19 protein-coding genes and 1 riboswitch are annotated in these 26,302 nt (G+C 49.0%); of the genes, 7 read left to right on the top strand and 12 right to left on the bottom strand.

Annotated elements, in window-relative coordinates; translation table 11 throughout:
- Positions 1 to 2: 2 nt before the first annotated feature.
- Positions 3 to 1,097, bottom strand: coding sequence for an efflux RND transporter periplasmic adaptor subunit (locus QL223_RS08010; RefSeq protein WP_281544415.1), 1,095 nt, complete (start codon positions 1,095 to 1,097; stop codon positions 3 to 5).
- A gap of 187 nt (positions 1,098 to 1,284) precedes the next feature.
- On the opposite strand from QL223_RS08010, the gene QL223_RS08015 reads away from it, so the two are divergent.
- Positions 1,285 to 1,878, top strand: a complete 594-nt coding sequence (locus QL223_RS08015; RefSeq protein ID WP_002535109.1) for a TetR/AcrR family transcriptional regulator — start codon at positions 1,285 to 1,287, stop codon at positions 1,876 to 1,878.
- Between the two features lie 17 nt (positions 1,879 to 1,895).
- On the opposite strand, the gene QL223_RS08020 is transcribed toward QL223_RS08015, so the two are convergent.
- On the bottom strand, positions 1,896 to 2,582 hold the full coding sequence (locus tag QL223_RS08020) for a class I SAM-dependent methyltransferase (protein WP_281544416.1): 687 nt from the start codon (positions 2,580 to 2,582) through the stop codon (positions 1,896 to 1,898).
- A gap of 317 nt (positions 2,583 to 2,899) precedes the next feature.
- Here QL223_RS08020 and bfr (QL223_RS08025) point away from each other — a divergent pair, with 317 nt between their 5' ends.
- The 6 genes from bfr (QL223_RS08025) (at position 2,900) to QL223_RS08050 (ending at position 11,676) form a co-directional block, all read left to right on the top strand.
- Positions 2,900 to 3,370: a bacterioferritin gene (bfr, locus tag QL223_RS08025; protein WP_002535112.1), complete on the top strand. Its 471-nt coding sequence runs from the start codon at positions 2,900 to 2,902 to the stop codon at positions 3,368 to 3,370.
- Between the two features lie 2 nt (positions 3,371 to 3,372).
- Complete coding sequence (gene bfr, locus QL223_RS08030) at positions 3,373 to 3,846, top strand: bacterioferritin (protein WP_002535113.1); 474 nt, start codon at positions 3,373 to 3,375, stop codon at positions 3,844 to 3,846.
- A gap of 157 nt (positions 3,847 to 4,003) precedes the next feature.
- The gene (locus tag QL223_RS08035) at positions 4,004 to 4,603 is read left to right on the top strand and encodes a DJ-1/PfpI family protein (protein ID WP_052737546.1); all 600 of its coding nucleotides are present in this window, start codon (positions 4,004 to 4,006) and stop codon (positions 4,601 to 4,603) included.
- 306 nt (positions 4,604 to 4,909) lie between these two features.
- Entirely contained in the window at positions 4,910 to 9,472 is a 4,563-nt protein-coding gene (locus QL223_RS08040) for a calcium-binding protein (RefSeq protein ID WP_281544417.1), read from the top strand.
- Between the two features lie 168 nt (positions 9,473 to 9,640).
- A complete protein-coding gene (locus tag QL223_RS08045) occupies positions 9,641 to 11,014 on the top strand; it encodes a tetratricopeptide repeat protein (protein ID WP_281544418.1) in 1,374 nt (457 codons plus the stop codon).
- A 29-nt stretch (positions 11,015 to 11,043) separates the two neighbouring features.
- On the top strand, positions 11,044 to 11,676 hold the full coding sequence (locus QL223_RS08050; protein WP_281544419.1) for a DsbA family protein: 633 nt from the start codon (positions 11,044 to 11,046) through the stop codon (positions 11,674 to 11,676).
- Here the strand turns inward: QL223_RS08050 and QL223_RS08055 are convergent, their stop codons facing one another.
- From QL223_RS08055 to torC, 10 genes are all read right to left on the bottom strand, one after another.
- Positions 11,677 to 12,309 (bottom strand): CDP-alcohol phosphatidyltransferase family protein, encoded by a 633-nt coding sequence (locus QL223_RS08055; RefSeq protein ID WP_281544420.1) that lies wholly within the window; start codon positions 12,307 to 12,309, stop codon positions 11,677 to 11,679. It lies immediately after the preceding gene.
- Positions 12,302 to 12,988, bottom strand: coding sequence for an ATP-binding cassette domain-containing protein (locus QL223_RS08060; protein ID WP_281544421.1), 687 nt, complete (start codon positions 12,986 to 12,988; stop codon positions 12,302 to 12,304). The genes QL223_RS08055 and QL223_RS08060 overlap by 8 nt, the downstream gene beginning before the upstream one ends.
- A complete protein-coding gene (locus QL223_RS08065) occupies positions 12,951 to 14,657 on the bottom strand; it encodes an ABC transporter permease subunit (RefSeq protein ID WP_281544422.1) in 1,707 nt (568 codons plus the stop codon). Before QL223_RS08065 ends, QL223_RS08060 begins: the two co-directional genes overlap by 38 nt.
- Before the next feature lie 49 nt (positions 14,658 to 14,706).
- Positions 14,707 to 15,840, bottom strand: coding sequence for an ABC transporter substrate-binding protein (locus QL223_RS08070; RefSeq protein WP_281544423.1), 1,134 nt, complete (start codon positions 15,838 to 15,840; stop codon positions 14,707 to 14,709).
- Positions 15,841 to 15,845: 5 nt separating this feature from the next.
- A complete protein-coding gene (lpdA, locus tag QL223_RS08075; RefSeq protein WP_281544424.1) occupies positions 15,846 to 18,023 on the bottom strand; it encodes a dihydrolipoyl dehydrogenase in 2,178 nt (725 codons plus the stop codon).
- 1,121 nt (positions 18,024 to 19,144) lie between these two features.
- On the bottom strand, positions 19,145 to 19,738 hold the full coding sequence (locus tag QL223_RS08080; RefSeq protein ID WP_002535127.1) for a TfoX/Sxy family DNA transformation protein: 594 nt from the start codon (positions 19,736 to 19,738) through the stop codon (positions 19,145 to 19,147).
- 114 nt (positions 19,739 to 19,852) lie between these two features.
- Positions 19,853 to 19,951, bottom strand: a riboswitch (cyclic di-GMP riboswitch).
- A 306-nt stretch (positions 19,952 to 20,257) separates the two neighbouring features.
- Complete coding sequence (gene purR / locus QL223_RS08085) at positions 20,258 to 21,268, bottom strand: HTH-type transcriptional repressor PurR (RefSeq protein WP_281544425.1); 1,011 nt, start codon at positions 21,266 to 21,268, stop codon at positions 20,258 to 20,260.
- Between the two features lie 477 nt (positions 21,269 to 21,745).
- A complete protein-coding gene (gene torD / locus QL223_RS08090) occupies positions 21,746 to 22,393 on the bottom strand; it encodes a molecular chaperone TorD (RefSeq protein ID WP_281544426.1) in 648 nt (215 codons plus the stop codon).
- Positions 22,394 to 22,487: 94 nt separating this feature from the next.
- Complete coding sequence (torA, locus tag QL223_RS08095) at positions 22,488 to 25,016, bottom strand: trimethylamine-N-oxide reductase TorA (protein ID WP_281544427.1); 2,529 nt, start codon at positions 25,014 to 25,016, stop codon at positions 22,488 to 22,490.
- A 78-nt stretch (positions 25,017 to 25,094) separates the two neighbouring features.
- On the bottom strand, positions 25,095 to 26,276 hold the full coding sequence (gene torC, locus QL223_RS08100; RefSeq protein WP_039849377.1) for a pentaheme c-type cytochrome TorC: 1,182 nt from the start codon (positions 26,274 to 26,276) through the stop codon (positions 25,095 to 25,097).
- Between the last annotated feature and the right edge of the window lie 26 nt (positions 26,277 to 26,302).

Genomic DNA, 26,302 nt, shown 5'->3' on the forward strand with positions numbered 1-26,302 from the left:
TGTTATGCTCCAGTACGTTCGTCAGTGTAAGGGCGCACTTCCATGCCTTCTCTCACGCTGGAAACGCCCGCGATGATGACGCGTTCGCCAAGGGCCAAGTTCTGCTTCACGACAATGCGGTCTTTGATCAGCGCGCCCACGTCCACATAACGTTTTTCAGCTTTGTTTTCGTGACCGACTACCCAGACGAACTGCTTGCCTTGGTTATCAGGAACCACGGCGGTCAGCGGCAGGGTGATAAGGGTGTCTTCGTCAGTAATAGCATTTGTGTCTGGTATGACTTTCACAGCCATGCCCGGCAAAACGCGGAAGCCTTTTACCTGCTCAAGCCCAAGAACGACCGCATAGGTTTGGGACACTGAATCTGCCTGTGTAGCAAAAGTGCGCAGTGTCAGCGGGAACGCTTGCCCCGGAATCGAAGAAATTTCTGCGATGGCTTTAGTACGGTTACCGCCAGACAACATGACTTGATGAGGAATGTTAATCACCACTTCCAAATCGTTGAGGTCATGCACGGTCAGCACAGGTTCATTGGCTTGAACCTGAATGTGGTTATCCATCATTTTGCGGCCAACAATGCCATCAAACGGTGCGTGAAGTTCGGTGTATTCCAGCTGGCGTTTGGCTTCAGAAACACGGTTCTTTGTGAGATCAAAACGCGTGGTAATCGCATCTAAATCGGCTTTGGAGATCGCCTGGCTTTTCTTATAAATAGCCTGTGCACGCTCGTATTCCAGTGTGGTGTTTCTCAATTCAAGCTCTGCCGATTCCAAGGCTGTTTTGGCATCGCGAGAATCCAGCATTGCCAGCAATTGGCCTTTTTTCACTTCATCACCTTCATTGACGAAGATGTTGGTCAGTCGGCCGCCAATGCGAAAGGCCATGTCTGCGCGCTCAGCCGCGCGCACAACACCGTTAAAGCTGAGATCAGCGGCTTGTTGTGTATCGACGATCTCAGTTAAGGCTGGTTGGATGACAGGTGCGGTGACTTGTTCAACCGCTTTCTCGCCACATCCTGCCAGAAGAAAAGAAGAGATGATCAAAGTAGCAATCGCGCCGCGCTTGAATGACGGTTTGCCGAACGTGTTGACGACCATGTAGTTCTACTCCACAAAGAGACCGGCCTGCAAAGCCGGTCTGATCAGACAATTTTGGGGTTGGTATTAAAACCAAAAGTAAACTCTGGAGTTTATCTTAAGCGTGTTTTGTATTGAGGTAAACTCAAAAGTGTACTTTTTAATTCCAACTTGGTAGATTTGTCGCGTTGAGAAAAGGAGAGAGCCCATGACACGCTCAGAGCAAAAGCGCCTGGCGATCATTACTGCAGCCAAAGAAGAGTTTATCCAGTATGGATTCGCGGCTGCGAATATGGACCGCGTCTGCACAACAGCAGAAGTATCAAAGCGCACGCTTTACCGTCATTTTGAAAGCAAGGAAGTGCTGTTTGAATCTGTACTGACCATCATTCAGTCTTCGATTGATGAAAGCCTAAGATACGAATTTGACGTCGACAAAAGCCTGAGTGAGCAACTCACTACGATTACGCGAAATGAGGTTGAAAACCTTTATGGTAAGTATGGAATTCCTTTCACCCGAACCATCTTGATGGAGTTCTTGCGTCAGCCAGATATGGCTAGCCAAATCATTTCAAAAATCTACAACAATAAATCGCTGAACCATTGGTTTGATGAAGCGCAGAAGGCCGGGAAAATCAAAGCCATCAAACTGGAACTGCTGACCCAAACTTATTCAAGTCTGTTCAACGGCATGTTCGTGTGGCCTCAGGTATTCGACATGCAGCCAATTCCAGAAGGGAAAGATTTGGATGAGAAGGTCGAGCATGTGGTGAGCGTGGTGGTGGGGAGTTGTGGAGCCTAACGCTCAACTCAGTTCTTCTACTTCTCACACTTAATGAAAATAAAATTAGGGTTTTTGCTTAAGCGCTCGTAGGTTTGCTGACAGGCTTGTTTGATGGCTTCTGAAACCTGTCCTTCCGAAATTTGGGTGATAGAAAGCCCCGCACTGGTGATTGCATTGGCAATCTCAACCAGGGGTCGGCGGTAAAACGTCACTTGAACTGGTGTACCGACTGTGTTCCATTCTTCTTGCACTAGCTCGGTATCAAAGTAGTTGCCCGTTGTTGAACACTCGAAGTCAGCAAACGGGTGATGGGTCGAAAACACCATGTATCCGCCAGGCTTTAGCACGCGGCAGATGTCGCTGAATAGAGCGGTGAGGTCTTTCAGGTAATGAATGACCAACGGACACACGATGACATCATATTGCCCATCAGCTTCTTTGGGTAAGCCTTCTGATAGGTCCTGAACATACGCCGAGACATGCTGACCAAACTTATTCTTTACGATGTCGACCATTTCAGCAGAGAAGTCGAGGCAGGTGACAGACGCAGCACCTTCACTCAAGAAGTAATCCGCATAAACGCCAGATCCACAGCCTAAATCCAACACTGTTTTTCCTTCAATGCGCTCAAGCATGGCTTGCAGGTTAGGGCGTTCAAACAGCGCGTTGTAGATATTGCCTTGAACTGCTTCGTCATATTGCTGGGCAAATTTTGAATACATGTCGGATTTCATGATTTTTCTCAGAGATAGTTAGGGAAGGAAACCAGCTGCATTTTGCGACTCAGTGATCTGAAATACAATCCTTCACCAACTGGAAAGCCTCAATAAGGTCAGTCTTTCCATACACTTGCTGGTAAAGCCATGGAATGTATAAGGATTATTGTGAATCGGTAACCTAAAGGTGAATAAAAATGGGAATGGTTATCATTGACTAATGTTATGAAAATTAAGACTTTTTCTGGTTGTTGTTGAATTCAATTTCACTTAGGATGTGGCACATCTTTTGGGATTACCAGCGTTATAAAAGGATCATCACGATGAAAGGTCATCAAGACGTTGTCGTTGAGCTGAATAAGATTCTCACCTCCGAGCTCACCGCAATTAACCAGTACTTCCTCCATGCAAGAATGCTGGGCAATTGGGGTTTTGAAGCGCTCAATAAAGCCGAATACAAGAAATCTATTCAGGACATGAAGCACGCCGATAAATTGATCGAGCGTATTCTGTTTTTGGAAGGCTTACCAAACCTACAGCACCTGGAGCGTCTTCGCATTGGCGAAGAAGTTCAGGAAATGATCGAATGCGACAAAGTGATGTTGGAAGAGCAGTTGATTCAGTTGAAAGAAGCAATTGCCATCTGTGAAGAGAAGCAGGACTACGTCACCCGCGAGTTGCTGAACGACATCCTTGAAGATGAAGAAGAGCATCTGGACTGGATTGAATCTCAACTTGAACTGATTGGCCTGACCGGTCTGCAAAACTACCTGCAAGCGAAAATGGAGAAATAAGCATGAAAGGTAATCAAGAAATCATTGATGGTCTGAACCGCTTGCTGACAAATGAACTGTCTGCGATGGATCAATACTTCGTTCACGCACGCATGTACGAAGATTGGGGTATGGATGAGCTGTATGAGCGCATCAATCATGAATCTGAAGATGAGCGTGAGCATGCATCCATTCTGATCAACCGTATCCTTTTCCTGGAAGGAACACCTGACGTTCAAACGCGCGAAAAATTGCTGATCGGTGCTGACGTTGAAGAGATGATGCAAAACGATCTGAAATACGAGTACATGGTGGCTGCAGAGCTGCGTACCGTGATTGCGCTGTGTGAAGAAAAGCAGGATTACCAGACACGCGAAATCCTGCTGAAGCTTCTTGATGATACTGAGTCAGACCATATGTACTGGCTGGAGAAGCAACTTCGCCTGATCAAAATGATCGGTCTTCAAAACTACATTCAGTCGAAAATGGGCAAATAAGCCGACTCCGACTGAAATCAAAGGCCGCTATCAAAAGCGGCCTTTTTGTTGTCCAAGGTTAAATAGTATTCGTAAACAATGGGCTTAGTTGGCTTTCCATCTTAGGCTTTTGGGGTACTAAATCTATTGTGGACTTTTTAATGAAGAGGAAGCCATTTTGAAAAAAGTTGCTATCGTCACTTTGGATGGCTTTAACGAAATGGATTCGATGATCGCTTTTACAATGCTGAATCGACTTAACAATCTTGGTTTGGTTGCGGAAATTGTTTCAACGCATTCAAATGTCGTTTCAATGAATGGTTTGCGTATTCAGGCTAATCCAACGTTAGAAAGGCTAGAGGAATATGACGGTGTGATATTTGGGAGCAGCAAGCTTTCTAATCAATACGCTGAAAATTCGACCTTTATTTCATCATTTCAACTTGACCCCGATCGCCAATATATAGGTGCACAATGCTCAGGTGTTTTACTGCTTATTGCTAAGGGAATAATTGGAAGCGATGTTTCTATTTCGACAGATTTAAAGACAGAATCTCTGGTGAGTGCTACCGGGCTTTCTTTCTCCTCTTCATCATTTTCCTCTACAAGCAACATCGCCACTGCCGGAGGATGTCTGGCCGCAGAGTATCTTGCGTCTTGGATGGCTCTGAATTTACTAGATATTAATGCCACTCGGAAGATGTTGGCCTCATCTATTCCCAAGGATGAAATGGAGATAAGAATTGACCACACGCTAAACAAAATTCGCGATATTTAGTTGTTCACTCTTACCTCATGCTTTTTAACCAAATATGTATAGTGTTTGCGAAAATTTGTATAGAAAGCAAGCGTCGTCTTCATTCCCAAAATAAAAAGGTTTTTAGCGCATAACGTATTGTTAAATAAGGCTGCTTTCGTTGTTTGAAAAAAACACAGAAAAAACAGAGCAATATGCCTCTTGTTACTTATAACTCTCTCATCAGGGCGGAGTTCTTAAAATGAGATGCATTTTTCATATTTGAGTCATCCGACTTTCGCTTCTAGTTTTTACCCAGTAGTAGTAAAGACATACTGAGGCGAAACTATGGCTGAAAATAACATTGTTGGCACTGTCGACAACGATACGATAAGCGGTACGTCTGGCATCGACAATATCGTCGGTGGTTTAGGCGATGATCATATCAGTGCAGGAAGCGGTGATGATGTCATTTTTGGCAACGGGACCTCAGAGACTACTGGAGAAACAACGACACAGCAGACCACGCTAAACGGCGCGCCGGACAGTACATTGTTCGATGTCCAGCCTGATAGCTCCATCCGGATAACCCTTTCAGATATTCAATCCTCAGCGGGATTTAGAAACAGTCTCGGCTACTACATCATGGACGAAAATGGCTTAGTGCTTTCAGCCGAAGTCGTCATAGATAATGCCAAAGCAGCAGAAGATACAGTTCTAGACATTGCGACTCCTTCTAACGCCGCTACCATCGGTATGTTCCTCATCCCCAACGGTTATAGCCGAGGTTTTGATGTAGGAAGCGTTGAACTGGACTTTTCGTCCTCAAGGCCCACCGTATCGCAAGATGGTGTCACTGTAGAGGTCTTTGTTTCCGACGCGTCATTGAACGATGACGGAGCGGATCACGAGACGTTTGACGGGGAAACGTCTGGCTGGGAAGACATTTGGAGTCTTGGTGATAAAGACTACGACGATGTCACTTTCAATATAGGCGTTACGCAAACAACAACGATAGAACAGACCGACAACGACACCATCCATGCAGGCAGTGGTAACGATACGGTGTTTGGTGAAGAAGGCAATGACACTATTTTCGGAGGAAATGGTGATGACGTTCTAAACGGCGGCAGCGGCAGTGATGTTATCGACGGTGGACGCGGGGCTGATGTTATTCAAGGCGGCACTGGAGATGATGAGCTTTCTGGTGGCCGAGGTAACGATTCCATTTGGGGTGGAGATGGAAATGACGTCTTGTACGGTAACCAAGGCGAAGACTTGCTGCAGGGTGGCAGTGGCGATGATCAACTCTTCGGTGGCAGAGGTGCAGATGAGTTGTATGGTGCCAGCGGAGATGACGTGCTTAATGGGAACCGCGGTGCAGACCGTCTATTCGGCGGCGACGGTGACGATGTTGTGAATGGCGGCCGTGGCAATGACTATGTGAAAGGCGATGCCGGAGACGACACGCTCTCTGGTGGCAGAGGCAATGATGAATTAAAAGGCGGCATGGGCAACGACGTGCTGCGCGGTAATCAAGGCGCTGATGTGCTCTATGGCGATGACGGTGATGGAGCAACACGCGGGCCAAACCTTGTGCTCAACGGCGGGTTCGAATCTTACGGTGACGATGGCAGGAGAATGTGGAGCCTCCTCAACGATGAAGACGTACCTGGCTGGGAAAGCGAAGGCAACATTAAGATGGAACTCCAGCAGGGTGGCTTTGGCGGCGGTCCTGCCAATGATGTGACAAACACTGTAATGGAACTCGATTCCACCGCAAACGCGACTGTTTTCCAACAATTCGATGTTTCATCTATTTCGGCGCAACAAGATGCGGCGATGGAAATCAGTTTCGACCATGCCAACCGATATCGTGGTAGTAACACCACAACCAGTGCTTTTTCGGTCAGTGTGACGGATCAAGATGGTGATGTGCTGTATTACCAATATTTCGATAACGACCAATCAAATCAAGCCTACGAATCTTTCAGCAGTCTGCTTTTACTGCCTGAGGGGACAGAAAGTATCAAGGTTGCTTTTTCGGGTGAAGGTCAATCTGATAGCTTTGGCGCGCTGATCGACAATATCTCTCTGGTTCAAGTCTATGAAACGGTAGAGGTCGACGGAGAAACCGTCACCTTTTCAGGTAATGCCGACACCCTTTATGGCGGTAACGGAAAAGACGAACTGTATGGCGAGTCTGGTGACGACACGCTCCACGGTGGTAACGGTGCTGATATTTTGGATGGTGGCACCGGAGATGATTTACTTAAAGGCGGCAGAGGTGATGACGTTCTAGAGGGAGGTGTTGGTGAAGACACCTTGTTCGGCGGTCGAGGAAAAGACACGCTCAGTGGTGGGGATGGAAACGACGATCTGAAAGGTGGCAGAGGTGCTGACGTTTTAGATGGTGGGGACGGTGAAGACACTCTATTTGGCGGTAGAGGGGATGATACGTTAAACGGCGGTGAAGGTAATGACTCCTTAAATGGCGGTATCGGTGCTGACATTCTCGATGGCGGGGCTGGTGATGATTCCCTGCTTGGTGGCAGAGGTGCTGATGTACTCAATGGTGGTTTGGGTGATGACAGCCTAAACGGCGGTAGAGGCCGTGACGTCTTACATGGTGGCGATGGCGCAGATTTACTGCACGGCGGCAGAGGCAACGACGAGCTCAACGGCGGTAAAGACAACGATACGCTTAAAGGTGGAAGAGGAAGCGACGTACTCAAAGGCGACTCAGGCGAAGACACCTTATACGGCGGGAGGGGCGCGGATACGCTCTATGGCGGTTCTGACAACGACAAGCTCTATGGTGGATTAGGCGCTGACACGCTTCGCGGTGACAGCGGCGACGATACGTTACATGCGGGAAATGGCAACGACCTTGCCTACGGCGGGTCGGGCGATGATGTGCTCAACGGTGGTAATGGTGAAGACTCACTTTACGGTGGTGCGGGGGCGGATGTTCTAAACGGTGGCTCCGGCGCAGACAAACTCTACGGCGGCGATGGCAATGATATCGTCAACGGCGGCGATGGAAACGACTATGTCAAAGGCGACGTCGGCGATGACGTGCTCAATGGTGGCGATGGTCAAGATACTGTACGAGGCGGCATTGGCAATGATGTCCTGAACGGCGGTCTTGGTGCTGACATTCTCACGGGGGAAGACGGCAACGATACGCTGAACGGTGGCATGGGCAATGACGTCATGTATGGCGATGAAGGCGATGACACCCTAAATGGTGGCGAGGGCTCAGATATCCTGCAAGCTGGCACGGGCGACGACGTCCTCAATGGTGGGGATGGTAACGACGAGCTTTACGGCGCTGAGGGCAATGACGTCCTCAACGGCGGCGACGGCAATGACATCCTGAAAAGTGGTATCGGTAACGATTCTCTTTCAGGTGGTGACGGCAACGACTCCATCTGGGGTGATGATGGTAATGACAACATCCAGGGCGGAGATGGCGACGACCTGGCATACGGTGGTGAGGGAAATGACTTCGTCAAAGGTGGATTAGGTAACGACACCCTCTATGGCAGCGACGGTGACGACATTGTCTGGGGTGATAATGGTAATGACACCCTCTATGGTGGCTCCGGTGCCGATGTGCTGGTCGGTGGCAGCGGCGACGATACCCTGAACGGCGGCGGTGATGATGACATCATGCTTGGCGGTTGGGGTAACGATACGCTCTCAGGTAGTAGCGGCAGCGATATCGTCTACGGCGGCGGTGGCGAGAATAGCCTGGAGCTTGGAAGCGGCAACAATACCGTCGCTTACGACGGTAAAGGTAATGATACCGTCGTAGATTTCAGCACCCGTGATGACAAAGTGGTGATTTCGCGTTCAACCAATGTGCTGTCATTCGGCGCGCTTGCGATGGCGCAGGTCGGTGTTGATGTGGTTATCACCATGGGCAGCAAAACGCTGACGTTGGAAGACACACTGCTGCAAAATCTCTCCGAAGATAACTTTGAATTTGTCAGTGAAGAGGATTTCTCAGCGCTACTCAACAATGACGGTGCGCCGACCTTCAGCCAAGAAGGCATCGTTGAGCAATCAGCCGGTAACTTCCTGGTGACTGGCAACCTGCTGGCAGAAGCCGACACTTCCGGCAATTGGAATATGAAGACTGTCGAGATTGATGGCGCAGTCTACGAAATTCCAGATGGTACACTGGTGATTCAAACTGAACGCGGCGAGCTCACCATTTACGGCTCGGATGATGATCGCCATGCAGAAGGTGAATACGTTTACCAACTGGCATCTGATGCTTCACTGGGCGAAGAGATCGAACACTTTGAACTGAAGCTGGAAAATGACTTCGGCGATACCGCAGACATGTCTCTGGATATCAATGCTGGTGAAGATGTTGATATTTCGCTCGGAGATCTCATGGAAGTCATCGAAGGTTCCGAGCTGAATGACAACCTCAATGGTGGTGATGAAACCAATGAGATCAACGGGTATGCAGGTAACGACATTCTTGATGGCGGCTTAGGCAACGATCTGATCGCAGGCGGAGCAGGCTCGGATGACATGTATGGTGGCGAAGGATCCGATACGTTTGTGTTCCTGCAAAGCGATGCCTCTGTCGGAACCGTGGATACCATCATGGATTACGAACCAGAGCTTGATGTGCTTGATTTCGCCGATGTGCTGGGTGATATCAGTGATGAAGACCTAGGCAGCTACCTCGTTGCGCTGGAAGAAAACGACGATGGGGAAGCCGTGCTTTCAGTCGCTTCCGACGGTGACACGGTGGATCAGCAAGTGGTCTTTGCATCAACATCGATTGAAGACATGGTTAACGCCTTCGGATTGGATAGTGAAGCTTCCGGTCAGGATGTCATTAACGCCATGATTGAAGAGAGCAAACTCGTTACGCAATCTTTCTAAATCAAGATTTGAAATCAAACGCCTGGGAGAAATCCCGGGCGTTTTTGTTTGTCATCCTTGCTTAGTGACACAAACAAATCGTTTCCCTGCAGGCAAATTATCCTAGTTTGTCACCCTTCATTGGGCTCGCTAGTCTCACTTAAACGTTGACTAGGGAGAACAAAAACGATGGGCACAGACAGCAGAGGATTGATATATACAGGCACAGATGACGCTGGCGTTAAAAAGTTTGAAGCTGCATTGGAATGGATTTTCGACTATCGCCCAAATGCCATGGAAAAAATAGATTCCATCCTGGAAGCACACCCAGAATTTGTGATGGCCCACGTCTTGAAGGGCTATAGCATTGCGAGTGAAGGGCGCTATTCATCATTGGCTGGCATTTCTGATGTGTTGACTTCCATTCGTTCCCTCGTCAAACAAACCAATAGCCGAGAGCAACAACATATTTCTGCACTAGAAGCTTATCAGCGGGGAGATATCAAAGCCGCTCTGGAAGTCTGGGCAGGTATTTTGAATGAGTGGCCGCTGGATCTGGTCGCTTTTCGACAGTCTACAGGTAACCTTTTCTGGTTTGGTGAAAGACAACGATTGGTTGATACTGCCGCGAAAATCGCACCTCACTGGGGAGAAGATATTTCAGGCTACGGTTATTTTATCGGTGCTTTCAGCTTTGCGCTTGAAGAGGTTGGGGAGTACCAACTAGCTGAAGATTATGCCCGCAGAGCGGTTGAGCTAAACCCTGCAGATGTATGGGCCGTCCACTCTCTGGCTCATGTGCTGGAAATGAATGCACGCACTGATGAGGGCATAGACTGGATAGAGTCACGCAGAGAACAGTTACCTACCCATAACGCGTTCGTCGGCCATCTCTGGTGGCACCTTGCGCTGTTCCACCTGGAGCAGGGCAATATTGATGAAGTGTTCTCCCTTCTTGACCACCATATTTACCCTGAACCTTCCAATTTCTACTTGAGTGTTCAAAACGGCGCTTCATTACTCAAGCGTTTGGAGTTTTTGGGTATTGAGGTTGGTGATCGTTGGCAGCGGCTCTACGAAGGTGTGCGGGATGCTTATGGAGACTATATCTACCTGTTTACTGAACTTCACTCCGCCATGGTGCTCCATCGTGCGGGTGAAAAAGAGGCAATCTCGTCATTGAAGGGAAAGCTAGGTAACCCAAATGCTCTGCGTTACCCCACTGAAAATGAGCTTTCCCAAAAGCTGGTTACGGGTATTGAAGCCTTTGAAGATGGCAATTTTGCCCACGCTGCAAATTTGATAACGCCAATTCGATACGATATGGCGAAGCTGGGTGGAAGCCATGCCCAACAAGATATTCTGCATCAATACCTGATCAAGGCTGAAGTTGAGCAAGGCCATTTGGAAACAACAAAAGGCTTCCTCAAAGAAAGGGTGTCCCGCAGAACCCAGTGGGATCTGGCTCCTGAGATCTACCTGAGAAAATACGCTGCAATTGAAAGGCTGACTTTAGGTGGGGATAACCAAGCGCTGAATCAATTGCTTAGACGCGTTCTTTAACATTTCACAGTGACAAGGATTAGTTTTCCATGACAGTACAGGTTAACTTCTACAGTGATTTGCTTTGTTTTTGGGGTTGGGTTGGCCAGCATTACAACGACAAAATCATGCATCTTTGGGATAACTCCCATGTGCAGTGGCAGCATCATTATTTGGCCTTGTATGCCAATGTACCCGAACGGATGAATTCTATTGGAGTGGGAGAACGCGGGTACATGAAATATGCCGAAATCACCGAAAGGTTGATGGCGAAATTTGATGGCTTGGACGTTCACCCTGACTTATGGAGAAAAGTCCGTCCATCGAGTTCATTGATGCCGCATCAAGCGTTGAAAGCGGTGCAGTTTGTTGCCGGTAATGAGGTCGCGGTTGAACTCGAACATGCACTCCGTGAGGCATTTTTCCGCGATGCAAGGGATATCAGCCACTACGGAGTGTTAAAGGATGTGCTTGAGGAGTGTCACCTTGCGACTCCAGACATCATGGAGCACTTTTTGACGGGGAAAGCCTTGGCAGATGTCTACGGTGACATCAAGCATGCCGAGGAAGAAAAAATCCCAGGTAGCCCTGCGTGGGTTTTTGACTCCGGTCGTTATCGATTCTTCGGCCAAGTTGATATCGATACATTGGCATTTGCCATTAATAATCTGGCGCGGGATTGATCATCCCGCGTTATCCTGAGGTGGATTCTCTTTCAGTGTTTGATATCCCGCCCAAATACGTGTGGCTGTGGTTATCCAGCATAGAGCACCGAACGTCCAGGCAATTTCTGCAAAGTAAACGGGGAACAAGCAAAACAGCACAAAGCACGCAATGGTTTCAGTTCCCTCGGTTAAACCGCCAATGTAATAAAGCGATTTACTTTGATAAACCGGGTTTTCAATGTTTCGTTTACTCGCCATGATGGCAAACGCGAGGAAACTGGAACCTGTCCCCATAAAGGAAAAAACAAGGAACGTCGCAGCAACTGCGTTTTGTTCGGGATTTGCCAATGCAAAAGCAAACGGGATCATCGAATAGAACAGGAAATCCAGCGTGATATCCAGAAACCCACCTGCATCAGTAATCCCTTGTCGTCGAGCCAAGGCACCGTCCAATCCATCAAAAATGCGGTTCAGAGCGATAAACAGTAAACCGAGCCAATAATACTCGTAAGCGATCGCAGGCAGCGCCAGCAAGCCGATCAGAAAGCCACTCACCGTGACTTGGTTGGCAGTGAGGCCGATTTTGTCAGGGATCTTGGCGGCCTGTTTTAAGGGCCAGCGGATAACGGCGATGGAATAGCGATCAAGCATTGTTCTGCTCCGTATTCATAAAGCCCACTTTCGAGGTCGTTTCCCTTTCTTTATTTGGCCAATGCAGCAAGGTACTCTCCATGGGTACGTCATCCTCATCGTGCGTCACCATTACAGCCGCGATGTTACGGTTTTTGATTTGCTTGAACACAAATGCGCGGAATGACTTTCGAAGTGGCTTATCCAGCTTGCTGAAAGGCTCATCCAGCAAGATGACTTTGGGGTGAGATAGCAGGGTACGCATTAAACTGATGCGGGCACGCTGGCCACCGGAGATTTGGTCTGGCGCTTTAAAGGCGATGTCAGCGAGTTCAATTTCTTTCAATGTTGCCAAGGCTCGTTCTTTTTTCTCGGCAGCGCTCATGGTGTCAGGCAGCCCAAACGCGAGGTTTTGCCACACATTGAGGTGCGGGAAGAGCAAGTCATCTTGAAACAGAATCCCTACCGCCCGCTTTTCAGCAGGGAGTGATTGGATGTTTTGGCCATTAACCAGAATATCGCCTTCGCAATCAAATTCTGGGGAAAGATGTCCGGCAATCGCGCTGAGTAGGGTGGATTTACCACAGCCACTTGGCCCCATGATCGATAGTACATCCCCATTTTCGACGAGGAATGATATGCCAGTGACCAAAGCGGCTTGATTAGATTTTATAGTCAGGTTTTGTACGGACAAACTCATTCACAGACTCTCTGGATTCATCATGTCGGGCGAGGCGACGGCGCGGGTCAGCCAATCGGCTGGCAGCCAGCGCAAAGGCAAAGAAAACAAGCGGCAGAAAGGCTTGAATCAGGCCATACACGGCGCTGATACGTCTGTCCTGACCGCTGGCTAGGCTGACAGCTTCGGTGGTTAAGGTGGTAATACGTCCCGCGCCCAACAGTTGGGTGGGCAGATACTGGGCGAAGCTGACACTGAGACCAACAGCCCAAGCCAGCAAAACCGCAGGAATGACAATCGGCAGTTTCACCTGCCACCAGGCTTTAAACGGACTGTGTCCCAAGCTGCGCGCGGTTTGTGTAAGGCGCTGGTCGAACGATTTCCAAGGCCCATCCAACGCGAGATAAACATAAGGGAAGGCAAACAGGATATGCGCCCAGATGGTAGCCGGGACGTGCCATTGCCCCGGTAACATGTATATCGCGACCTGAATACCGAACAGAATCGATAACTGTGGGATCAGCATAGGCACGGCAATAACCAATTGCGGTAGTGATTTGTGGTACTTGTCGCGATACTCCAGACACCCGACGGCAAATATCAACGCAACCGTCGCGGATATCAGGCCAAGAATCAGGCTGTTGGTCGCCAGCTCAATCAGATGACTGGATTCCTGTTCCCAAAAACGGGTGCTGATGCGCGTCGGCCAAATGTCTGGAAAGCGCCAGCGAAGTGCGAACGACCAAACCAGCAACAGGGGAATCATCATAAAAGGCAGCAGGGCGACGAACTTAAACAGGTGTCGCCCCGGCAGTGAATAGGTTTTGCTGCCGCTGAACTGCCAGTTCTGCCAAACGTTAACCAGCACATATTCGAACAGGCGATATAAAAGCAGAGTGCCGAAACAGAGGACGAATAACGAAATCGCCCCCGCTGCTGCACGTGGCAGCATGGATAAGTCAGGGTCGTTAAACCATTGCCACACCAACACGGCAAAGGTGGTCGGCGAAGTTGGACCCAGAATCATCGCTACATCAACCACAGATAACCCGTAAGCCAACACGGCATAAATTGGGAAACGCATCTTCGGCAGCCATTGTGGGAACACCACTTTCAACCATGCCGCGGTGCGGTTGTAGCCGAGGCTTTGTGAGGCTGCAAGCAAACGGTCTACCTGCATTTGCTTAAGCACAGAAAGGCTCATCAGCAAAAGGAAAGGGGTTTCCTTCACCGCCAAAGCCAGAATCAATCCAATACCGCTGCTGTCCTGAACCAGCGACCAGTGGTAGGGCTGTTCTTGTCCGGTAAACAGCGCGATAAAACGGAATAACCAACCTGATGGTGCAAAGGTAAGGGCAAAGCCAATCGCAAAGGCGACGTGAGGCATGGCCAGCAAAGGAGAAAGCCACTGCTCGATGCGTTTCCAGAATCGGGTTCCCCAGCAGGATTGAAGGATCAGAAACGTAAACAGTACGGCAAAGAAAGAGGCGGCAATACCGGTAAACAGGGTGAGCTGAATGGCTTTGTTAGTGCCGGGCCACTCTTGCATCGCGCGCCAACCATCAAGGTTGGGTTCGCTTAATCCAAGAACGGGAAGATAACTGACGGCTGAAAGTAACACGCCGCCAAGTCCGGGAAGGAGAGGTAAACAGCACACGACTAATGTCATCAAATACAGCAGGCGTAACATGTTTACCTCATTTCGTATGAAGCGCTTATCGCTTCAACATTTACTCTAATTATTGACCATAGCGCTTAAGCCATTCTTGCTCGAGCGCACCTTGCCAGCTTGGATGTGGCTCAGGCTGCGACTTGAACAATGGCTTGCTGCCCGTCAGTTTTACGACCGCTGGATCACCCCAGTAATCGCTGTTTGCTTTACGAGCCTGCGCCTCTTCACTCATCAGGAAGTTAACGGCGACGAGTGCGCCTTCTTTTGCATTAGCGTTCCAAGGGATGCCCATAAAGTGAATGTTGGACAGGGCACCCTTGTCAAAAGCAAAGGCTTTTGCGGAAGGCGCAAGTGTACCGTTTTTCACTGCCGTTTCAGCGGCATTGGGGTTAAATGTGATGGCAAGCAGCAACTCTCCATCATCCAACAACTGCATGGTTTCTGCGCTGGCAGCCGGGAATTGTTTACCTTGACGCCAAGCCACAGCATGCAATTCATCCAAGTACTTCCAAAGTGGCGCTGTCACCGCATCAAAATCTGCTTGATCAGTAGACTTGTATAGCGGGGCAGTATCCATGCTCAATTCCAGCAAAGCGGCTTTCAGGAAGCTAGTACCGTGGAATGCCGGTGGTTTCGGGTAGGTGATTTTCCCTGGAAACGCTTTGGCCAGACTCAGCATCTCGTTGAAAGAGGCTGGCGGGTTTGCCAGCGTCTTTTCATCGTGGATGAAAACTAGCTGGCCTACACCCCAAGGTGCTTCCAAACCATTTGTTGGCTCGGTAAAGTCCTCTTTGACTGGCAGGGATTTATCAACAATCGACCAGCTAGGCAGGCTTTCAACAAACGGTCCAAACAACAGGCCGTTTGATTTCATTGATTTGAAGTTTTCACCATTAATCCAAACCATGTCTACGCTGCCGCCTTCATTCTTGCCTGCGGCTTTTTCAGCGACCAAACGGTTAACGGTCTCTGCAATGTCAGACACTTTAACGTGTTGAAGCGTGACGCCGTAACGATCTTTCAGCTCGTCGCCCGCCCAACGCAGGTAAGCATTGATTTCCGGGCTACCGCCCCAGGCATTGAAGTAAACCGTTTGGCCTTGAGCACCTTCTTCAATTTTCTCCCAGTTAGAGAGGTCAGCCGCTGAAACGGCTGAAGTGAAGGCGAGGGCGCAAGCTGCGACGATGGATTTCAAATTCATGGTGATCAATCTTCCTTAATCATGGTTTGAGATTTGTTTGCACTGGATTCGTTACGCATCCAGGTGTGGAACTTCTCTACCCAAGCCAGCAATCCTTGAGGAGCATTGTTTTGCTTCCAAACACCGGCAGTGTATTTGGTGGCTTCACTCATGGTTGGGTAAGGGTGCACTGTACCGAGGATCTTGTTCAATCCAAGGCCGTGACGCATCGCTAGGGTGAATTCTGCGAGCAGGTCGCCAGCATGTGAACCCACAATGGTTGCACCCAGAATTTTGTCTTTGCCTTTCGGCGTGATGACTTTGATAAAGCCGTGATCTTCACCGTCTGCAATCGCGCGATCTAAATCGTCGATACCGTAGTGCGCCACTTCGTACTCGATACCTTGTGCAATCGCTTCTTTCTCGTTGATGCCGACACGGGCAACTTCTGGCGCCGTATAGGTCGCTGCTGGCATCACAGAGTAATCTGCTTTGAATTTCTTAAAGTCACCAAACAGAGCATTCACTGCTGCATACCAAGCCTGATGGCCTGCAGCGTGGGTCAGTTGGAAAGGACCTGCCACATCACCCACCGCAAAGATGTTCGGGTAGTTGGTTTGCAGATACTCGTTCACTTTGACGGTGCCGCGCTCCGTGAGCTCAACGCCGATGTCCTCAAGGCCAAAGCCTTTGGTGTTAGCGACACGACCAAGCGCCAGCATCACATAGTCAAACTCGATGACAACTTCTTCGCCATTGTGCTCAAGGTAAGCACGTTGAACGTCGCCTTCTTTTTCAAAGCGTGTGGCTTTGTGGCCAAGCAATATGTTCACGCCGTCTTCTTTCAGGCCTTTTACAACCAGTTCAGCAGCGTCGGCATCTTCACGGATCAGCAGTTGGTCTGCCATTTCCACCAAGGTCACGTCTGTACCGAGGCGAGAGAAGCTTTGTGCCAATTCGCTACCAATTGGACCACCACCCAGCACCAAGAGCTTCTTAGGCTGCTCCTGAAGCTCCCAGACGTTGTCTGAGGTCAGGTAACTGACTTCCTGAAGACCTGGAATACCCGGAACCAAAGGACGCGCACCGGTTGCGATAACAATGTTGCGAGTAGTCAGGCGTTGACCATTCACTTCTACTTCCCAAGGAGAGAGGATTTTCGCTTCGCCTTCGATACATTCCACGCCAAGCTTGGTGTAACGCTCGACAGAATCGTGCGGCTCGATGTCTGCAATGACTTTGTGCACTCGGCCAATTACTTGTTGGAAATCCACCGTAGGTTCGCCGACGGTTACACCAAACTCTTGTGATCGTTTGATTTCATGCACGGCATGACCTGCACGAATCAGTGCTTTTGAAGGGACGCAGCCGGTATTCAGACAATCGCCGCCCATTTTGTGTTTTTCAATCAGAGTGACTTTGGCTTTTACCGCGGCACCAATGTAGGTGGTCACCAAGCCGCCTGCACCTGCACCAATCGCAATCAGGTTACGGTCAAACGTGGCTGGCTTTTGCCATTTTGCGTAGACGCGGCGCTTTTGAATCACGTTCATGATCATCTTGGCGATGATTGGGAATACACCTAACAATACCAGCGACAACAATACGCCCGGAGAAACAATGCCGCTCAGGGAGTCGATTTGCGCCAGTTGCGTACCTGCATTGATGTAAACCGCGGTGCCCGGCAGCATACCGATTTGGCTAACAATGTAGAAAGTCGCTGTGCGGATTGGCGTTAAGCCCATCAGCAAGTTAATCAGGAAGAACGGAAATACCGGGATAAGACGCAGTGTGAGCAGATAGAAAGGACCATCTTTCTCGACGCCCTGGTTAATCGTAGCTAATCGATCACCAAACTTGCTCTGAACCGAATCTTTCAGCAGGAAGCGGCTGACGAGGAATGCCAGCGTAGCACCAATGGAGCTGGCAAACGACACAAGAAGCAACGCCCACCAGAAGCCAAATAATGCTGCACCAAGCAGTGTCGCAATCGCCGCGCCGGGCAGTGAGAGTGCAGTCATCGCGATGTAGACAACGAAATAGATGATGCTTGCCGTAACAAAGTTACTCGCGATGGTGTCTTTTAATGCTTCATGCTGAGCCTTGGCGTTTTCAAGCGTAAACAGTGCGCCGAGGTCGAAGGCAAACCATGTGACAAATATGGCTGCAATGACAATGAGAACAGCTAACTTCTTTGTGTTCATTCCTGATCCTTTATAAGTGACGTTGTTCCACGAGTCTGTTCAATCGAAATTTGGATAACAGCGTTGCTTAAAGCACAGTTCTAACTATGGCAAAAGTTTCCTTTTGTCTGGACGAAATGCACTTCATTACCAAAGAGTTAAACAGGTTTATTGCCAAAACTGTGACCTTGGGAGTAAACGAGGTTCAGTTTGACGAAAGCAATACGTGGATTTGCGCGCTTTTCCTAATTTTGCTTGCTGGATATGACCGAGGGGATTTGGGAAAAATTACAAACCTCTTCAAAATTTTCGATGCTATATGTTCAAACATGTATATGAAAGGCTGTCGAGAGAGAGTTAACTTCCTGATAAAAATGAGAATATACGAGATTGAATAGAGTCTGGATGTGTCAATGAAGAATCACAAGTTGGATTCATAGGCAGTATTTAGTGTATTGAAGTACCAAAATGCCGAGAGGGATGAGAGCCAGCGTCGTTGCGCCGCCAATGTGGTAGTTACGGTGCCAATAGCAGCGTTGAGCAAAACTATTCAACCGTAGGCCCCAAACCACAACCAGAGCGTTGATACCGAAAAAAAGGATAACAATGATGGTGAGAAACGAGGGGTCAAAAGTGCCGTGCGTATTTGCCGCATACGAGGCTGCAGGGAAAAAGAAGCAAAGAAAAACCGTCCATTTGAATCTGCGCGGCCATTTTCTGAAATGGTCGCGGAAAATTCTGTCTATTTGGTCTGGAAACGGCTTTGTGTAGTGCATTTTTCTGTTGCCATTTGTCTGTCTTCTCTTTTGGCATAGTTCAGATTTGCATGCACTGGTAAGCGGGCAAGGCTCTTGTGTGTCTTATATGTGACACATGTCACGAAAATGGTTTTAGGAGTGCTTTGTTGAGGTTGATCGAACGACGGTCAAAATCATCGGTTTTTTATCAGTTTTCTCTGACAAAGCCTTATCAAATAAGCAATGGTTCATGGCAGGACTTTCCATTATCTCTCTCCAAAACAGCATCAAATCGACAGGAATTTTGCAAATTAGTTCGGATTTACAGTACGGAATATCAGAAAGCAAAACAGCCAGCGGCGGAGAAGGGCACGCTGGCTGTCTCTATAACGAAGTAATCGTGAATTACTGTCGAAGGGTTTCGAGCAACTCGTTTCTGCGTTGGGGCGTGATCACCGACCAATGCTTGCCTTCAATCGCACCTTCCAGCGCCCATAGTAACTCGAGGCTTAGCGTATCGTTGTGGGATTTTTGTAGTGCTTGATAAGCACCTACTGCGCCGGCACGCTGAAGCTCTTCGACGGATTCGATACCTGCTTTTTTCAGCATACGTTCCGTCGCAAGGCGAAGGTTCGGAAGATCTTTGATACGTGAAGGCGCCGCAGTCTTCTTTTCTTGCTGGTCTTCCCTTGCAATTGCGAGGGCCTTGGTGGCGTGGTCCATCATTAGACCGGACTGATCCCACCAATCTTGTGGTACGGCGTAGTACTTAGTGACAACTGGGAATCCACGCTTCTTATACACGTAGGGTTCCATATTCAGTGCTTTGAATTCTGTTTCGTTGGCTGGGCCAGCGCGAAGATGAAGCTGGTCATTTACGACAAGTGCAAACATTGTCTCGTCGCAGAAAACACCAAAACCACCAAACATAGAGCGCGATTTCATTTTGCCCAGACATTCGAAGAACTTCAGTGTGTTTTTTAGGGTTGGTTTATCCATGTGACTTATTCTCAATCAATACGTTCCTGGATGAATGGTCAAGGAGTAACGTAGCAATGCTAATTCAGAGAATTGTCAACGCACCGGGCGAACCGGATGTGAAATGCTAACGTCATCGGTAGCTCCGCTACCAACACCTGATGAATATTTTCAACGGTGTGAGGCCGGAAGCTTTGCGTCCCAGGCTTTCGCCTTGGTTTGCCTTTTTCTTGACGAGATTTAGCTTAACCGAATCGCGTCTTTTTGTCGTTATTGCTGGTCGAACAAAGTGTGATCTTAGTTCAGAACGAACTCTATTGATTTCTTTGTAATTATTCCGTTCTCTTTGTTATTGCAGAAATTTCGACCATCGCACCCCTTTTACAGTATGCAATAAGGGTAGCACTAGAAATCTGGGCATTTTATTGATTTTGAGGTTCGTCGCAATAACAAGATGCATTTATTTGGAAAACTTGTCAGTAAAAGAAAAGCCTGAGCGTAAAGCTCAGGCTTTTTGGTGACATTTGCGGCGATTTTGCGCTATGACTGTTTTAAATTCTTTACAGAGCGTCGCACAATCAATTCAGGCTGCATTTCAAAAATCTGTTGCTGGTTCTCTTTGTTTGCCAGACGTTCCATCAACAGCTTAATTGCCGTTTTGCCCAAACGGTTTTTAGGCTGGTGAATTGTGGTTAACGGTGGCGAGAAGAAGCCAGCTAAATCGATGTTGTCATAGCCAATGATGGAAATGTCATTCGGCACATCCAGACCTGCCTGACGGAAGGTACTGATCGCAGCCAATGCCATTATGTCGTTAAAACAGAATACGGCAGTAGGGCGGTCATCCAGCGCGACAAGCTTATTCGCGGCTTCTACCGCAGAATCACATTCGAAATCCGCTTCGACAATCCAATCCGGGTTGTAAGTCAGGCCAGCCTCTTCCAGCGCTTTGCGGAAACCGTCCAGACGCTCTCTACAAGTCAGCTTATCCATCTGACCTGAGATACAGCCAATCTTGGTGTGACCGTTTTCAATAAAGTGTTTAGTGGCAATGTATCCACCAAGCTCTGCGTTGTCCTGAATGCAGTCGGTGTTAATGTGCTGTGTACCCCAGTCCATCACGACCATTGGCAGATCCTGCTTTTTTTCAAGCAGTGAAAGCAGCTCTTCGTTCAAGTCAGAACACATCACCAACAGGCCATCCACGCGTTTTTCCGCCAGCATGCGCAGGTAATCGCGCTGCTTGGATAGATTACCTTCGGTATTACACAGGATCAGCGTGTAGCCTTCTTTGTAGCAGTATTCTTCTACACCATGCACCACTTCTGCGAAGAATGGGTTGGTTGATTTGGTCACCAGCATGCCAATGGTGCGGGTAGAGTTGCACTTCAAGCTTCTAGCCACAGCGCTTGGTGCGTAGTTCAATTCGTCGACAGCGGCCCAGACTTTCTTGGTCGTGTTCTCTGCAACAAAACGCGTCTTGTTGATCACGTGCGAAACTGTTGTTGTAGAGACACCGGCGAGTCGTGCGACGTCTTTAATTGTTGCCATTCGGTAATCTTCTTATCGTTTTATTGGCAGTCTCCGTTATATCGGACTGCACAAGTTTACGCCGCTTAACCGATCTGAATGTTTTCGATTCAATCCGACGGTATAAGCGGCGTATCAGGTTCGTTCAAATTATGTGTGCTTTCTTTCTCTTACTGATGCGTAATCAGACGCAATGCCCAAATAGTCTGAGCGTTATTGACGCTGAGGAGAAGAAACGCGCGAGGCACTTACATGAGTTTGTTGCAAGATTTCAGAAAATTCTCAATGCCAATCGCTTGCGTTCACAGTTTAATGTCAATGGTCCTACGCCGCAATTATTGTGTCTTAGAGACGTGCATAAGGTTGATGCGCATCATGCTAACCACACAGTGCGTACTTTCAGTTTCAGCTAACTGAGCGCCAGCTTGGTGATTTTGAACAGCTATAAACACAAAAAGCCGGGAACAAGCCCGGCTTTTGAACACTGTGCTTGTCCGTTTATTCGCCTTTAAGGAAGGCTTGGTCCAACTTGATAAAGGACACCAACAAGTTCGCTGCAGCTTTATAGAAGCCGAATTTGTCGAACTGCTGCACGGTTTGTTGGAACTGCTCAATCCAAGGCAGCATCATGGTTTCAAGAAAACGTTGCTGCTCTTGCATCATCGCTTCTTGTTTTTCCTCGTCAGTTTCTTTGTTCGCGAGGATCGTCAGGTTACCCATAAAGTCGAGTTCTACCGCCAAGTGATCAAACGGCTCGTTAAAGTCCTTGCGCTGTGCAATACCGTATTTATCCATCCATTGACCCATTTCAACCGCTGGCTTGTCGTTCAACAAACCGGTTTCGCCAATGTACATGGAGGCATAGGGAAGGGCGCCTGACTTCGGTGTGCTCAGGAACAAGCCACAGAAATCTGCCGCCAATTCAAGCTGTGCATCTTCTCTGACTTTCAGTTTCGCCAGCGCGTCACGAAATTCCGCAATCGGGGCTTTCAATTCGTCGGTCATCGCCAACACGGAGTAGTAGTTATCCATGTCGCCGCCGTGGTAGTTGTCCAGATCTTGCTGGGTCAACTCCGTCGCAAACAGTGAAGACATCCACCAGTAAAACTCGGCACGTTGTTCGTTAATGGCGATAAATTCTTGCATTGTCATTCCGTAAGTGAGGGATGTTTTTCGTTAATTCTAACCAGCTTAGAGTAAAAAAGGGCAGCCAAGCTGCCCTTTTTCTTCACACTGTCTCTTATGCGATATCCATCGCCGGGAACAGTGGGTTAACGTCGTCAACCGCGATAGGGCCGCTGAAGCCGGTCACTGCTGGCACTTTGCCAGTGTATTTCTCAATTTCAACCAGTGCAGTGTGTGCAGAGGTTGCCTGAGCCAGCTTAGAGGTACCGATATCAACGGTCAGCACGTTTGGATCGCCGTAAGTACACAGGGTACCTGGTTTGCCACCTTCCAGCGGCGCATACCATGCACCCTCGTGGATACGACATACGCCAGACATGTAATCGTCAGTCACCACTGCACCAGCCAGTACCTGACCACGGTCGTTGAACACGCGTACGATGTCGCCAGATTGGATACCACGTGCCTTCGCGTCAGCAGTGCTGATGTAGCAAGGCTCGCGACCTGCTACAGCGTAAGTGCCGCGGTGGTCGTCTGACGAACATAGCTGCGAGTGCAAACGGTGGTTCGGGTGACAGCTTTGCAGGTGGATAGGGTACTGTTTCGACTTAGGACCACCGTGGCTACGTTCTACTTTTTCAAACCACATTGGGTGACCCTGACAGTCGTCGTAACCCATGTCAGCGATAGTCTTACAGTAGATCTCAATCAGACCAGACGCGGTGCCCAATGGCTCCAGATCCGGTTCTTTACGGAACGCTGCGTGACGAACCCACTCTGAACCTTCTGGGAACGCGATGAATTGCTCTTCTTCCCAGAATTTAACGAAGTTAGGCATACGAACGCCGATACCACGACCTTGCAGACGTGCGCCGTTGTAGATCTCTTCAATCCACTCCATCTTGGTCTTGCCGCCAGTGAAGGCTTCTTCACGACCGTAACGGGTACACAGCTCACGGAAGATATCGAAATCGTCTTTCGCTTCGAACATTGGCTCAACGATTTGTTTCATCGCGATGATGCCTTTGTTCGAGTGGTTACCGAACTGCTCGATGTCGTTACGCTCGTAAGTGGTGGTCGCTGGCAGAACGATGTCTGCAAAGCGGCAAGTCGCTGTCCATTGGTGCTCAACGCTGACAACCGTTTCCAGATTACGCCACGCTTTGATCATACGGTTACGATCCTGGTGGTGGTGGAATGGGTTGTTACCACAGAAGATAGCCATCTTCATGTGTGGGAATTTCACGCTGTGGCCGTTGAACTGGATAGTGGTACCCGGGTTCTCGATACAATCAACGAAACGTGCAACAGGGATGTAGCTTGAGTAGCCGTTGTAGCTGCCGCTGTGGATTGGATCAACGCCAGTCACTGAGCTGAAACCAGACATCAGTGGACCCGCAGAAGTAATAGTACCTGCGTCGTTGTAGTGCCAACCGAAGCCGAAACCACCGCCTGGCAGACCGATTTGACCCAGCATGGCTGCCAGAACAACGATCATCCACGCGTATTGTTCGCCGTGCTGCATGCGTTGCAGACACCAGCCCGCGATGATCTGGGTGCGGCCATTTGCCATGGTGCGCGCCAGTTCGCGGATTTGATCTGCAGGTATGCCACAGATTTCTGCCGCCCACTCTGGCGTTTTCGCTACGCCGTCTTTCTCACCGGTCAGGTAAGGAACGAACTTGTCGAAACCAGTGGTGTAGTCAGCCAGGAACTGCTCGTCGTATAGCTTCTCAGTGTAGAGCGTGTGCGCGATTGCCAGCATCAGAGGCACGTCAGTTTGTGGGTTAACCGCAACCTGAGAACCACCGAAGAACTTGTATGATTCGTTCTTCACCGGGTCAACGTGAATCACGTTGATTTCGCCTGCTTTTACTTTCTCAGCCAGTTGCTGGTAGTAACCGTAAACACTGTGGTCTGGAACCAGCCAGCCTACTTGCAGGTTCTTGATTGGATCTGAACCCCAGATCACGATGTTTTTCGCGTTTTCCAGAACCAGCGGCCAAGAAGTTTGTTGCTCATAAACTTCCATTGCACCCGCAACGTAAGGCAGAACAACCTGCGCAGAACCGGTCGAGTAGTCGCCCACTTTTGCCAGGTAAGTACCGTGCAGGCTGATAGCGCGCTGCATCATAGTACCGGCGGTGTTGAACTTACCGCATGACTGCCAGCCAGAGTGACCTGCGTAAAGTGCACTTGGGCCGTAAGTGTTTTGAACGCGCTCCAGTTCGTGATGGAAGAAGTCCAAAGCCTGTGACCATGGCACACGTACAAAGCGGTTGTCACCACGTTGTGAAGTGTCTGATTTCCAGCCGTGCTTCAGCCAGTCGATGCGTACCATTGGGTACTTAACGCGAGATGGGTTGTAGACCACTTCACGTACACCGTTCAGCATTGAGGTTGGGTGTGGATCGTTTTCAAACGCTACTGTGTCAACCCAGATACCGTTTTCAACTTTCGCGCGGAATGCACCCCAGTGTGAACCATGAATAACTTCACCAGAGAAGGTGTTTTTCGCTTCAGTCGCGGCCATTGCTTTGCGTGGTGCCAGCAGGCTGGAACCAATCACAACACCCGCACTGGCGGTTAACATGCCAGAGAGAAAACGACGGCGGGAAATGCCTTGTTGTTTTTCAGTCGCCATGTAGAAGTCCTTATAGTTTTTAATTCATCAGGGCAGATGCACGAGGGCGCATCTGCCGCTTAGTATTCTTTTTGCCGATTAGTGGGCGCCTGCACCGCCGGTATCACTACCGTGGTTCTGCAGATACTTCAGCAGGGTGCGCTCTTCGGTCTTGCTCAGGCGGTAATACGCACTCATCGCTTTCAGGCTTGAAATCCAGCCGTTTGCAGTGAAGTGGCCAGGGGCTGGTGCTGCGTGACAAGAGTTACAAGAAGATGCGTACATTTCTGATGCGTAGTCCCAGATAGGGTCAATGCTTTCAACCAGATGATCTTTGGTGATATAGGCATTCACCGCCACTTGTTTCCAAGCGATGTTGGTTGCTGGATCCACTTCTTCAGAAATCACAGTCTCAGTCGCTTTCACGTCACCACGAACGGTCGCCTTGAATACACGTTTACCCATGTACTCAGTCATCACGCGGCCTTTACCGTTGGTTTCGATCCAACCTTGAACACGCACTTTCAGCATGTCGCCTTCTTCGCCAACCACTTCTACTTCAGAAGCTGGCAGCAGCTGGCCTTCAACCTTGCCGTTTGCATCAGCGGTAGCAAACAGGCTCTTCTCTTCGATAGAGAACAGTTTCTTGGCGCCAGCAGGTGCGGTTGCAGAAGCAGTCAGGGTTTCGAATGTCTTACGGAAGCCACCTGCCATGTTTGGCAGTTCGTGAGCAATACCTTTGTGACACTCAATACACGCCATATTTTCTTTCGCTGCAGGGATCATTTCTTTCATCGCCTGAACGGACTGCTTGTCGTGATCCATCGCTTCGTATGAGTGACAGGTTGTACAGGTCTTGTAGTTCTCGTCAGCCATGCGATCCCAGACTTTCTGGGCGAGTTCGAGTCGGTGTTCCTCAAACTTTTCTGGGGTATCAATCTTGCCCGTCACGAAGTGGTGGTAAACGTCTTTATAAGCGCCCATTTTGCGCCAGATTTTGCCTACGAAATCTTTAGGCTGGTGACAGTCTACACATTCAGCACGGATGCCTTTTGCGTTGCTGTAGTGAATCGACTGCTTATATTCCTCGTAGTTTTGCTGCATCGTGTGGCACGACACACAGAACTCGGTTTGAGAGAAGTAGTCGAGAGACTTGTTCATCACGACCACGCCGGCAACCGTGATGACAGCACCGATCAGAACCAGCGCAAGAATGGAGTACTTCGCGCTAGGTTTGTTCAGCTTCTGCAATAGCTTTTTCATAAAAGTGGATACACCCATAAAAGTTTTTGTAGTTAGTGTTTGGG

This window comes from Grimontia sp. SpTr1, assembly GCF_947387585.1.
Taxonomy (GTDB): domain Bacteria; phylum Pseudomonadota; class Gammaproteobacteria; order Enterobacterales; family Vibrionaceae; genus Enterovibrio; species Enterovibrio indicus.

Excerpts from the sequence above, each read along its gene's own strand:
- torA (WP_281544427.1), bottom strand. The coding sequence starts at position 25,016 with ATGGCGACTGAAAAACAACAAGGCATTTCCCGCCGTCGTTTTCTCTCT.
- torC (WP_039849377.1), bottom strand. The coding sequence starts at position 26,276 with ATGGGTGTATCCACTTTTATGAAAAAGCTATTGCAGAAGCTGAACAAA.
- bfr (WP_002535112.1), top strand. The coding sequence starts at position 2,900 with ATGAAAGGTCATCAAGACGTTGTCGTTGAGCTGAATAAGATTCTCACC.
- QL223_RS08070 (WP_281544423.1), bottom strand. The coding sequence starts at position 15,840 with ATGAATTTGAAATCCATCGTCGCAGCTTGCGCCCTCGCCTTCACTTCA.
- QL223_RS08065 (WP_281544422.1), bottom strand. The coding sequence starts at position 14,657 with ATGTTACGCCTGCTGTATTTGATGACATTAGTCGTGTGCTGTTTACCT.
- bfr (WP_002535113.1), top strand. The coding sequence starts at position 3,373 with ATGAAAGGTAATCAAGAAATCATTGATGGTCTGAACCGCTTGCTGACA.
- torD (WP_281544426.1), bottom strand. The coding sequence starts at position 22,393 with ATGCAAGAATTTATCGCCATTAACGAACAACGTGCCGAGTTTTACTGG.
- QL223_RS08020 (WP_281544416.1), bottom strand. The coding sequence starts at position 2,582 with ATGTATTCAAAATTTGCCCAGCAATATGACGAAGCAGTTCAAGGCAAT.
- QL223_RS08050 (WP_281544419.1), top strand. The coding sequence starts at position 11,044 with ATGACAGTACAGGTTAACTTCTACAGTGATTTGCTTTGTTTTTGGGGT.
- QL223_RS08045 (WP_281544418.1), top strand. The coding sequence starts at position 9,641 with ATGGGCACAGACAGCAGAGGATTGATATATACAGGCACAGATGACGCT.
- lpdA (WP_281544424.1), bottom strand. The coding sequence starts at position 18,023 with ATGAACACAAAGAAGTTAGCTGTTCTCATTGTCATTGCAGCCATATTT.
- QL223_RS08015 (WP_002535109.1), top strand. The coding sequence starts at position 1,285 with ATGACACGCTCAGAGCAAAAGCGCCTGGCGATCATTACTGCAGCCAAA.
- QL223_RS08040 (WP_281544417.1), top strand. The coding sequence starts at position 4,910 with ATGGCTGAAAATAACATTGTTGGCACTGTCGACAACGATACGATAAGC.
- QL223_RS08010 (WP_281544415.1), bottom strand. The coding sequence starts at position 1,097 with ATGGTCGTCAACACGTTCGGCAAACCGTCATTCAAGCGCGGCGCGATT.
- QL223_RS08060 (WP_281544421.1), bottom strand. The coding sequence starts at position 12,988 with ATGAGTTTGTCCGTACAAAACCTGACTATAAAATCTAATCAAGCCGCT.
- QL223_RS08080 (WP_002535127.1), bottom strand. The coding sequence starts at position 19,738 with ATGGATAAACCAACCCTAAAAAACACACTGAAGTTCTTCGAATGTCTG.
- QL223_RS08055 (WP_281544420.1), bottom strand. The coding sequence starts at position 12,309 with ATGCTTGATCGCTATTCCATCGCCGTTATCCGCTGGCCCTTAAAACAG.
- purR (WP_281544425.1), bottom strand. The coding sequence starts at position 21,268 with ATGGCAACAATTAAAGACGTCGCACGACTCGCCGGTGTCTCTACAACA.